The 10,452-nt window shown below is 50.8% G+C and carries 10 protein-coding genes, 2 tRNA genes and 1 pseudogene; 5 read left to right on the plus strand and 8 right to left on the minus strand.

Translation table 11 applies throughout. The features are described 5' to 3' along the window. Positions 1-156 precede the first annotated feature (156 nt). Complete coding sequence (locus MUU46_RS00295) at positions 157-651, plus strand: VasL domain-containing protein (protein WP_258964456.1); 495 nt, start codon at positions 157-159, stop codon at positions 649-651. Between the two features lie 249 nt (positions 652-900). Here MUU46_RS00295 and MUU46_RS00300 read toward each other — a convergent pair. Next, positions 901-977, minus strand: a tRNA-Asp gene (locus MUU46_RS00300). 128 nt (positions 978-1,105) lie between these two features. Further along, positions 1,106-1,837: a DNA polymerase III subunit epsilon gene (gene dnaQ, locus MUU46_RS00305; RefSeq protein ID WP_159762060.1), complete on the minus strand. Its 732-nt coding sequence runs from the start codon at positions 1,835-1,837 to the stop codon at positions 1,106-1,108. A gap of 64 nt (positions 1,838-1,901) precedes the next feature. On the opposite strand from dnaQ, the gene rnhA reads away from it, so the two are divergent. Next, on the plus strand, positions 1,902-2,369 hold the full coding sequence (gene rnhA / locus MUU46_RS00310) for a ribonuclease HI (RefSeq protein ID WP_509908851.1): 468 nt from the start codon (positions 1,902-1,904) through the stop codon (positions 2,367-2,369). Here rnhA and MUU46_RS00315 read toward each other — a convergent pair. Next, on the minus strand, positions 2,366-3,088 hold the full coding sequence (locus MUU46_RS00315) for a class I SAM-dependent methyltransferase (protein ID WP_258964457.1): 723 nt from the start codon (positions 3,086-3,088) through the stop codon (positions 2,366-2,368). The two genes, rnhA and MUU46_RS00315, sit on opposite strands and share 4 nt — an antisense overlap. A 33-nt stretch (positions 3,089-3,121) precedes the next feature. Here MUU46_RS00315 and gloB point away from each other — a divergent pair, with 33 nt between their 5' ends. Continuing rightward, positions 3,122-3,877, plus strand: coding sequence for a hydroxyacylglutathione hydrolase (gloB, locus tag MUU46_RS00320; RefSeq protein WP_258964458.1), 756 nt, complete (start codon positions 3,122-3,124; stop codon positions 3,875-3,877). Between the two features lie 72 nt (positions 3,878-3,949). Beyond that, positions 3,950-5,314, plus strand: a complete 1,365-nt coding sequence (gene mltD / locus MUU46_RS00325) for a murein transglycosylase D (RefSeq protein ID WP_258964459.1) — start codon at positions 3,950-3,952, stop codon at positions 5,312-5,314. Positions 5,315-5,362: 48 nt separating this feature from the next. Here mltD and MUU46_RS00330 read toward each other — a convergent pair whose 3' ends face one another. The 3 genes from MUU46_RS00330 to MUU46_RS00340 form a co-directional block, all read right to left on the minus strand. After that, the gene (locus tag MUU46_RS00330) at positions 5,363-6,133 is read right to left on the minus strand and encodes a class I SAM-dependent methyltransferase (protein ID WP_258964460.1); all 771 of its coding nucleotides are present in this window, start codon (positions 6,131-6,133) and stop codon (positions 5,363-5,365) included. A gap of 83 nt (positions 6,134-6,216) precedes the next feature. Further along, positions 6,217-7,017: an endonuclease/exonuclease/phosphatase family protein gene (locus MUU46_RS00335; RefSeq protein ID WP_159762065.1), complete on the minus strand. Its 801-nt coding sequence runs from the start codon at positions 7,015-7,017 to the stop codon at positions 6,217-6,219. Between the two features lie 134 nt (positions 7,018-7,151). After that, on the minus strand, positions 7,152-8,336 hold the full coding sequence (locus MUU46_RS00340; RefSeq protein WP_258964461.1) for an MFS transporter: 1,185 nt from the start codon (positions 8,334-8,336) through the stop codon (positions 7,152-7,154). A gap of 104 nt (positions 8,337-8,440) precedes the next feature. On the opposite strand from MUU46_RS00340, the gene yafC reads away from it, so the two are divergent. Then, positions 8,441-9,337: a DNA-binding transcriptional regulator YafC gene (yafC, locus tag MUU46_RS00345; protein WP_258964462.1), complete on the plus strand. Its 897-nt coding sequence runs from the start codon at positions 8,441-8,443 to the stop codon at positions 9,335-9,337. Between the two features lie 27 nt (positions 9,338-9,364). On the opposite strand, the pseudogene dkgB reads toward yafC, so the two are convergent. Continuing rightward, positions 9,365-10,167, minus strand: a pseudogene (gene dkgB / locus MUU46_RS00350) (2,5-didehydrogluconate reductase DkgB). Between the two features lie 164 nt (positions 10,168-10,331). Then, positions 10,332-10,408 (minus strand) — tRNA-Asp (locus MUU46_RS00355). Positions 10,409-10,452 lie beyond the last annotated feature (44 nt).

Raw genomic sequence — 10,452 nt, forward strand, 5'->3', positions numbered from 1 at the left:
TTGGCCATGGTGCGTGCGCTGAACAAAATGACGAAGGCAGGTATGCCAGAAAGTGTACGTATCGGCTGAGAGCCGGAGCTGTTACAGGGGAAACTCGCCTCAAATCTGATTTATTCAACAAAGCCCACCTTGCCACATAATGCAGCCACATTATGGTTGGCTGATCCGCAATTGCAGGGCTATGAACAACAACTGAAATCGCAGCTGACTTCGTCCCCCTTGCTGGCACTGGAAACTGGCATACAAATCACGAATACAGCCACCAAACTCTGGCCGGACAGCGAGCAGCAACGTCAGGCAACATTCATGTGGCAGCGTACACTGAATGCCAGAGCGGCTGGCAGCCCGACGTTACAGGGCTATCAACAAACACGGCAGGATTTACACGCTTTTGCTGAACAGTTGGTACAACGTGAGAAAGCAAAAGACAGTTTTACGCTGTCCTATATCAAAACAGTGATCTATCAAGCAGAAACAGCCCTGAATAAGGAAATTCCCATTGAAAATTTGCTGACGCAGTATCAGCAATCCCGCGATCAACAACAAAATACAGACGTCCTGGAAAGAAAAATCAATGAACGAATAGACGCACTATTAAGTCGCTGGCTGCTGTTGAAAGAAAATTATGTATCAGCCACAACAGGAAAATAACCTAATCTTTATAAGGGGATTCTCATTCTGGCCAATCGGATTGAGTGAATACTGGACACGAAATTTCAGATGCTAATGCAGGGCGGAAATGGGCCACTAAATTCCCGCCACTGGTGCGTAGGCCATTTTGCGCCGGATACCCCAGTATCCGGAGGGGATCATACAGACGAAAAAAAACCGTATCCTAATGAAAGGAATACGGTTTTTTTTACTTTATCGGATATTCTGATAACACCCGAAACTGAATAGTGGCGGAACGGACGGGACTCGAACCCGCGACCCCCTGCGTGACAGGCAGGTATTCTAACCGACTGAACTACCGCTCCACTGTTCCCTTGGGAACGAGGCGAATATTACGGATTCCCTGATTCGACGTCAACGCTTTTTCTTAAGTTTTGAATCAGTTGCTGCAAAAATCGCCCATGTGTTGCTTTTCAGTGCGTGTTCACAGGATTCAGGCACGCCAGAGACAGCTTCCGCCTTTCTTCTGCACCAGGTCAAGACGCGATTCATGGGCCGCTAACTCTTCATCACTGGCGGGAATGACGCGTAATGCGCTGGCTCCACGCACAATGCGCTGAATTCCGGAGTCATTACCCTGCTGCTGACTGTCCCCTTCCATCGCAAATTTCATCGACGTTTGTCCGCCGGTCATCAGCAAATAGACGTCGGCCAGAATCTGGCTATCGAGCAATGCGCCGTGCAGCGTACGTTTGCTGTTGTCTATTTCATAGCGCGAGCACAACGCATCGAGACTGTTACGCTTGCCGGGGAACATTTTACGCGCCAGCGCGAGGCTATCGGTGACTTTGCAGAAGGTGTTGGTCTTGGCAATGCCACGGTTGAGTTTGGCAAACTCGTAGTCCATAAAGCCGATATCAAACGATGCGTTATGGATGACCAGCTCTGCGCCATGAATATATTCGATAAACTCGTCAGCAATGTCGGCGAACGTCGGTTTGTCGAGCAGGAACTCATCGGCAATCCCGTGTACGCCGAACGCTTCCGGATCGACCAGCCGGTCAGGTTTGAGATAAATGTGGAAGTTGTTACCCGTTAAACGACGGTTGATCACCTCGACCGCACCGATTTCAATGATCTTGTGCCCTTCGTAATGCGCACCGATCTGGTTCATACCGGTGGTTTCCGTATCGAGGACGATCTGTCGGGTAATTGCAGTGCTCATATCGTTCATTTATGTCAGACTTACCGTTTTCGTGTCGATTTCAATTAAAGGAAGTCTACCAGAGATGCTTAAACAGGTAGAAATTTTCACCGATGGTTCTTGCCTCGGTAACCCAGGCCCTGGCGGCTACGGCGCAATTTTACGCTTTCGCCAGCATGAGAAAACCTTTAATGAAGGTTATTATCTGACCACCAACAACCGTATGGAGTTGATGGCCGCCATTGTGGCACTTGAAGCGCTGAAGGAACATTGTGAAATCACCCTCAGCACCGACAGCCAGTACGTTCGCCAGGGGATTACACAGTGGATCCACAACTGGAAAAAACGCGGCTGGAAAACAGCAGATAAAAAGCCGGTGAAGAATGTCGACCTATGGCAGCGTCTCGACGCCGCGCTCAGCCAGCATAAAATTCAGTGGGAATGGGTAAAAGGTCATTCTGGCCATCCAGAAAACGAACGCTGTGATGAACTTGCCCGCGCCGCAGCGATGAGCCCGACGCAGGCAGATACGGGTTACAAACCGGAAAGTTAATCTTGCGGTTTCCGATACTGGCGCGTAGCGCCGACCGTCTGACGCATCGGGTGCCTGGATTTGCTTTGCCGCGCTGGGTTGAGCGTCAGCGGCACCGTTCTTTTACGCGCGACGATCACCTGTAAACACCCTAATGCCGGGAGATGTGTACTCAGCAGTCGGCCGCCCTGACGAGTCCAGGGCAGCACCTGAAAGCGGCTCTGGTGCAACACTTCAAAATTGAGTAACCCCAGCCAGTCGAGTTGGCGCATCAGGCTAAACATCCGGCTATTATAAGGCATACGGTTGCGCAGAACCGGCACCATCTTACGTAACCCCATCAGACTGACCGGGTTAAACGCCGTCAATATGAGCCAGCCGTCATCAATCAAAACGCGGTCGGCTTCTCGCAGCAAACTGTGCGGGTCCTGACACCAGGGTAAAGTATGCGCCAGTAAACAGGCATCAACCGACTTTTCAGCAAACGGTAAATGTAGCGGGTCGGCCTTCACCTGCATCGGGTCGCCATCGAGGGATACGTTGACCTGATGTGAGATTGCACACGCGTCGGTATTGATTTCCGCGCTCAAATTGCCGATTTTAAGCAGATGAAATCCATAAAGTTTCGCCATCCACGGCTTTAACTGTTGTTCCAGCGCTTCACGATAGTATTCACCCCAGGGCATTTCCGCCCAGTGGTTTGGCGCCGTAACTGTCAGAGGTATCCTTGCCGGTTTCATCACAACCTTCCGCAACATTATGAGAGGTAATCAATGAATCTTAACAGTATTCCCGCATTTCAGGACAACTACATCTGGGTGCTGAGTCAGGACGATGGAAAGTGTTTGATTGTCGACCCTGGCGAAGCGGCGCCAATCCTTGCCGCGATTGCAGAAAACAATTGGCAGCCGCAGGCCATTTTATTGACTCATCACCACCACGATCATGTTGGCGGAGTGAAAGAACTGAAGGACAAATTCCCGGGACTTGTGGTGTATGGTCCGCAGGAGACACAAGATAAAGGGGTCACACATATCGTTAAAGAAGGTGATACGGTCGATGTTTTGGGATGCGAATTTTCTGTAATTGCGACTCCAGGACATACCTTAGGCCATGTGTGTTTCTTTAGCGATCCTTACCTTTTTTCTGGCGATACGCTGTTTTCCGGGGGATGTGGACGTCTCTTCGAAGGCTCTCCAACGCAGATGTATCAGTCACTTCAAAAATTAGAGGCACTTCCAGACCATACCGTCGTGTGTTGCGCACATGAATATACATTAGCAAATATGAAGTTTGCATTGAGCGTTCTACCCCATGATCGGGCGATAAACGAATACTATAAAGAAGTGAATGAGTTACGTGCGAAAAACCAAAATACACTACCCGTAATTCTTAAAAATGAGCGTCGAAGTAATGTGTTTCTGAGAACGAATGATGCTGATTTAATTGAAGAAATATCCAAAGAAACAAATTTGCAACAATCTGAGCAGCGTTTTGCCTGGTTAAGGGCTAAGAAAGACAACTTCTAAGTGGCCAGGGTTGCCTTTTAATTTTTTCGCCGTTATGATTGCTCGTCTTTTAAGCAACTATTGACCACACACATGAAGGCACGAGCGATATTACTCGCCTCTGTCCTGCTAGTGGGTTGCCAGGCCAATCGAGATGGTAACGTACAACAGCATGCACAGAGCCTTTCTGCGGCTAGTCAAGGGGAAGCAGGGAAGTTTGCAAGTCAAGCGCGATGGATGGACGATGGAACAATTTATGCGCAGGATCAGGACTTGTGGGCCTCTATTGGCGGCGAGCTAAAGATGGGAATTCCGGATAATGGCCGGATTCGCGAACAGAGACAAAAGTATTTACGTAATAAGAGCTATCTCCACGATGTAACTTTACGGGCAGAGCCGTATATGTACTGGATAGCAGGGCAAGTTAAGAAACGTAACATGCCTATGGAACTGGTACTACTACCCATAGTGGAGAGCGCTTTTGACCCCCATGCAACGTCTGGCGCCAATGCCGCAGGCATTTGGCAGATCATTCCGAGCACAGGGCGCAATTATGGTTTAAAACAGACCCGCGCATATGACGCGCGTCGAGATGTTGTTGCCTCTACCACGGCAGCACTCGATATGATGCAGCGTCTAAACAAGATGTTTGACGGCGACTGGTTGTTAACGGTCGCCGCGTATAACAGCGGCGAAGGTCGTGTGATGAAGGCAATGAAAGCGAACAAATCGCGGGGCAAACCTACCGATTTCTGGTCGCTGCCATTACCTCAGGAAACGAAGATTTACGTGCCTAAGATGCTGGCATTGAGCGATATTCTCAAGAACAGCAAACGCTATGGCGTTCAGCTGCCGACGGCAGATGAAAGTCGTGCACTGGCTCGCGTTCGACTGGATAGTCCTGTTGACGTGAAGCAAGTGGCGGAGATGGCCGGTATTTCAGTCACTAAGCTGAAGGCGTTTAATGCAGGCGTTAAGGGCTCTACCCTTGGGGCCAGCGGACCAAAGTATGTGATGGTTCCGCAGAAGCATGCCGACCAGTTGCGTGAGTCTCTGGCCTCTGGCGATATCGCCGCGGTTCAGTCGACGCTAGTGGCCGATAATTCACCGATGACCAGCCGTAGCTATAGGGTACGTTCAGGTGACACCCTTTCGGGTATCGCGGCACGCCTTGGCGTGACATCGAAAGATCTGCAGCAGTGGAATTCACTGCGCGGCGCGCATCTTAAAGTGGGCCAGAACCTGACCGTTGGCGCAGGTAGCAGTGCATCTCGTCTCGCGAAAAATAGCGATAGCATTACGTATCGCGTTCGCAAAGGAGATTCGCTGTCGAGTATCGCTAAGCGTCACGGCGTAAACATCAATGATGTTGTGCGCTGGAACGATGATACCGACAACCTGAAGCCGGGTGATCAGCTGACGCTATTTGTTAAAAACAGCGACAGACCCGATTCCTGATAAACCTGTCTAGAAAAAAGGCACCGATTCCCTCGGTGCCTTTTTTATTTATGCGGCTTTATGCGCCTCGGCCATTATGGTGTCGCTGGTAAACGACCCCTCCAGCTGCAACTCAAAATAGTCCTTCACTTCCTGAGACGCACTTTCCTGATACAGACGAATAGCGGCACACAAAGCCTCTGGCGTCCGCATGCGCGCCACCCAAGAGCTGTATTCCAGCGGTAAACGGTCGGTAATCAAGCTATCGGTAATCAGTCCTGCTTCGTTGATCATTGAGAACCACTCCCCACTCGAGTAATTACGTACATGTGAGGTGTCACGCAATGCTTCAACGGTCTGCAACCAGACGTCTCTCAACGGATGGCCGGGGGACATGATGTCCATGATGATGAAAACGCCACCCGGCTTCAGCACGCGTTTGATTTCGCGCATCGCCTGCCCTACATCATGCCAGTGGTGCGCGGAATAACGGCTGATCACCACGTCATAAGAGGCGTCGTCAAAAGGCAAAATTTCCGCATAACCCTGCGACGTCGTGATGTTGTTCAGCCCTTTGTCTTTCGCCGCCTGTTTCACCACGTCAAGCATTTGTGCTGAGAGGTCGTAAGCCGTTACCTGCGCAACATGCGCGGCGGCGACGAAGCTTGCATGCCCTGCCCCGCAGCCGAGATCCAGCACTTTTGCCTGCGGGAATACGCTCAGTCGCTCGCCAAGACGCAGCAAATCACGCCCAGATGAATGTACTGCGCTGGTTAAATAGGCACTTGCCTGAGAGCCAAACTGCTTATCGACATTATTGTGGTGAGATTGCGTTGTCATTGTGTTGTCCTTCGGTTGATTGAATGATGAAAGGGCAGCACCTTACGTGCACAGGTCTGCCCCACGGCAGACCTGACTTACCTTTATCGCTCAGGTTTGCCGGGACTGAATTCCACTAGTAGCGGATTGTGATCGGATGCACGAGTCACCAGAACGGAGGCTTCATGCACATTCAGACCACGGTAGAACACAAAATCGAGAGGGCGACCGAACGCACGGCGGCGCTGATCGTCAGTGAAATGGACTTCACGCAGTGACATTTCACGCGCAAAGCGATAAAGCGCATTCATTCGCGGGCGGCTCCAGGCATTAAAATCGCCTGCCATGATGATAGGCCCGCTGTGATGGGCAATTTGATCGCCAATCGGTAAAAGCTGTTTACTGTAGACGTCGACACCCAGACTGAAATTGACCGCATGAATATTGACGACCATCAGCAGCCGAGAGTCCGGTAACGGATAGACCGTGACCAGCGCCGACTTTGCCAGACGCAGAATGGGCTCACGTTCACGTAACGGGCAGCAGTAAACAGGATGGGCCGACGATAACGTCATCACGCCAGAAGGATGCTGCGGCAGGACGAAGGCTGGCACCTGATCGGCGGCCAGATAGTTGGTAGTAGCAAAACGCACCAGTTCGGGCGTCGTTTGGGCTTCCTGAAGCAAGACCAAATGAGCGTCTTTACCAAAGTTTTTCAGCACCGATAACCATTCAGCGCGCTGTTGCTTGAAAATATTCCACACAAGCACGCGAATTTTCGCTTCACTACTCAGCGGTTCACCGGCGGGCAATGCCTTACCAATAGTCGCGAACGAACCGGGAGGTAAGATCCTCTCGGCCGGTTGTCCGGCAACGTAACGCATGGCATAGGTATTTTTTCGCACTTTAGTTTTAGGGCCTCAATAACAGAAAAACCACGCTGACATCACAGTGTGGTCCTTCTGTTATAGGGACTTTTGCTCACAGTTTCAACGCTATTTTCCAGAAAGATCCGCCATAGACTGTAAGCAAATAAGGACTACGTTCGCTGGGCAAGCGCCACTTTTGCAGGTTTATCGAGACTGCCTCTGACGCCGATTAACAGGAAAGCGGCAAATACGATAACCGCACCGATCCACGGTGTCTGTGCCAGGCCGTAATGCTCTACAGTTTGACCGCCAATGATCGATCCCAGTGCAATGCCCACGTTGAAGGCCGCTATGTTCAGACCAGAGGCGACATCAACTGCGGTAGGTGTGTACAGTTCAGCTTTCTGCACGACGTACACCTGCAGGCCTGGCACATTGCCGAAGGCAAAAATCCCCATGACCAATACGGTGGCAAGTGCTGCATAGTGCATAGAAGCCGTGAACTGGAATACCAACAGCAGGATCATTAATGCCGCGAAGATTATTTTTAACGCCGGAACAGCACCATGTTTATCGGCAAGTTTTCCGCCCCAAATGTTGCCAATAGCGACCGAAACACCGTAGCCCAACAGGATCCCGCTTACTGCGTTTGGTGAAAAACCGGCCAGGTTTTGCATCATGGGTGCAAGAAAGGTAAAGGCGGTGAAGACGCCACCATAACCCAGGGCAGTTATCGCATAGATAATTAGCAAGCGCGGATGAGTCAGCACCTGCAGCTGTTCGCCAAGTGTTGCGCTCTCCCGCTGCGGAATATTTTTAGGCACCAGAATAAGGCTGCTGATTAAGGCAATAACCCCCAGCAACGAGACAGCCAGGAAGGTTTCACGCCAGCCGAAATGCTGACCAATAACCGTTCCCAACGGCACACCCGTTACCAGAGCTACGGTCAGTCCGCCAAACATGATGGCGATGGCTGAAGCGGCTTTTTCTTTCGCTACCAGGCTGGTTGCGATGGTTGACCCAATGGAGAAGAACACGCCATGCGCCAAACCCGTCAACAAACGCGCCAGCACCAGCGTACCGTAACCCGGTGCCTGCCAGGCCAGCAGATTACCGGCGGTAAACAGCACCATCAACGCCAGCAGCAACTGCTTGCGTGGCATCCGGCCTGTGAGTGCGGTGAGGACCGGCGCACCAATCGCCACGCCAAGGGCGTAGATAGACACCAACAGTCCCGCAGAGGGTAAAGAAACAGAAAGTTGTTCAGCAATCGTCGGGACAAGGCCGACTATTACAAACTCCGTCGTGCCAATTGCAAAGGCACTGATCGTCAGGGCAAGTAGCGCCAGTGGCATAATTTACTCCGTATCATCAGGATTAAGATGACACGAAGTATGCGCCAGTGCTTAAATAACAAAAATGCTCAAAATATCAATAGAATTTTGCAGGTGGTGCAACAATGAGAGCAACATCCGAAGAAATTGCCATCTTTGTCGCGGTGGTAGAAAGCGGCAGCTTTAGCCGTGCTGCAGAGCAGCTTGGCCAGGCGAATTCAGCGGTGAGCCGCGCTGTCAAAAAGCTGGAATCAAAACTGGGCGTCAGCTTGTTGAATCGCACCACGCGTCAGCTGAGCCTGACTGAAGAAGGTGAGCGCTATTTCCGTCGTATGCAGGGTGTTTTGCAGGAGATGGCCGCTGCCGAAAATGAACTAATGGAAGCGCGACATACGCCGCGTGGATTGTTGCGTATCGATGCCGCAACGCCGGTTATCCTTCATTATTTAATGCCGCTGATTAAGCCTTTTCGCGAGCGTTACCCTGAAATCACGTTATCTCTGGTCTCTTCGGAAACGTTCATCAATCTCATTGAGCGTAAGGTTGATGTGGCGATCCGTGCCGGAACGTTAACTGACTCCAGCCTGCGCGCACGGCCTCTGTTTACCAGTTATAGGAAAGTCATCGCTTCACCCGATTATCTGGAGCGTTTCGGAAAACCGGAAACAGTGGAAGAACTGAAGCAACATCAGTGTCTCGGATTCACCGAGCCTACGTCACTCAATACCTGGCCAATTTCCTGCTGTGATGGGCAGTTGCATGAGGTGACGTCAGAGATATCGTCCAACAGTGGCGAAACGCTGAAACAGCTTTGCCTAAGCGGAAATGGTGTCGCCTGCCTGTCGGACTATATGGTGGATAACGAGATTGCCAGAGGGGAATTTGTCGAGCTGATGGCCGATAAAAGACTGCCGGTGGAGATGCCGTTTAGCGCCGTCTATTACAGTGACCGGGCGGTCAGCACACGTATTCGGGCGTTCATTGATTTTCTGAGCGAGCATGAAACTCAGCGTAAAAAGTAAATTGGGGGCTCGATGCCCCCATTTTGATTAATCCCAGTTCGGCGCCAGCCCTTCTGGACTCACCAGACGATCGTTGCATTCCAGTGCAGCTATCGCCGCTCTGTCAGCATCATCCAGCTTAAGATCCTGCGCTAACAGGTTGCTCTCCAGGTTCTCACGCTTGGTTGATGACGGGATCACGGCATACCCTTCCCCTATCGCCCACGCGAGAATAACCTGTGCAGGCGTTGCAGCATGTTTGTCTGCAATGCCATGAATGACTTCATCTTTCAGAGCCTTACCATAAGCCAGCGTCATGTACGAAGTAATGTGTATGCCATGCTTTTTGGCCCACTCAACAACGTTGTGGTTTTGCAGATACGGAGAGAGTTCAATCTGATTGGTTGCAATATTTTCCGCCCCAATCGCGGCGATCGCTTTTTCCATCAATGGGATGGTGAAGTTAGAAATGCCTATCTCTCGCGTCAAACCACTTTTCCTGGCTTCCAGCAATGCCTGCATAAACTCATCAACAGAAACAGCATCTTGTGGTGACGGCCAGTGGATCAACGTCAGATCCACATAATCCGTACGCAGCTTTTTCAGACTTTCTTTGAGGCTTGGGATCAGCGCATCTTTGCTCAGATTTTCAATCCAGATCTTGGTGGTAATAAACAATTCGCTCCGCGGAATACCGCTTTCGGCGATCGCCTGGCCAACTGAGCTTCATTATCATAAATCTGGGCGGTATCGACAGCACGATAACCGAGTTCGAGAGCCGTTTTTACTGATGCGATAACTACGTCGTCTTTAAGACGGAATGTACCTAAACCAAATGCAGGGATTGTCATAACTTCCTCGTGAATTACTTTATGTGTGTTTTCAGAGGATTATCGCGAGTACGGAGGAGAAGAAAAAGAGTCAAAAATGCAGAGGATTTTTGCGATTGTAGCAATAATGAATGGATTTAGACAAAAGAAAAAGCCCTGAGCAGATGCTCAGGGCTTTCAATAAGTGGCGGAACGGACGGGACTCGAACCCGCGACCCCCTGCGTGACAGGCAGGTATTCTAACCGACTGAACTACCGCTCCACCGAATTTCTTTACAACAACCGGTTTTATGCCCCGGTTTGACC

Origin of the sequence: Scandinavium tedordense (genome assembly GCF_024764965.1) — a bacterium.
Lineage (GTDB): Bacteria > Pseudomonadota > Gammaproteobacteria > Enterobacterales > Enterobacteriaceae > Scandinavium > Scandinavium tedordense.